A 482-nucleotide genomic window follows, 5' to 3' on the forward strand; every position below is an offset into this window, starting at 1 on the left:
GTATAGTCCTTTTCATCAAAAGTGATGCGCATTTGTAAATTCATAATGCAAATATAGCGTGGAAAATGTGCTTTTATTGTGCTTACTTTTTATGATGGTCTATATTTGTATTTGTAATCTAAATAAATTCAGTATAAAGAGTAAGATTAAGGCGCCTAAAATATAGAGCTGAATTTTGTTTGATTTTTTTACGCCATATTTTTTCAAGCAAATTCTGTCAATAATTATGATCAAAATAGGGACTGGCAGCCAAAGCAAGTTTACCCAGCCCTGTAATCTTTCGTTCATTCCGTTTCGAGTTGTCAAGATTATTGAAGAAACAATTATTCCCAGCAATGATAGCAGACCTAAAGCAAAAAAAACTGTCATTTTATTTAGGAGCTGTATTTTCATAAAAACTAATGCAAAGTGGGATACATTTGATTCCGTGTCATTTTGATCACTTTTGGAAGTTATTAAAATAAAATTATAAATGGAAACTC

The 482-nt window shown here is 30.5% G+C and carries 1 protein-coding gene; it reads right to left on the minus strand.

What is annotated here, in order from left to right; genetic code table 11:
* Positions 1-99 precede the first annotated feature (99 nt).
* The coding region (locus AC1DG9_RS27720) for a hypothetical protein (RefSeq protein WP_477635788.1) at positions 100-482 on the minus strand (383 nt) is incomplete at its 5' end.

The sequence above is a fragment of the Pedobacter sp. 05L430 genome, assembly GCF_056397585.1.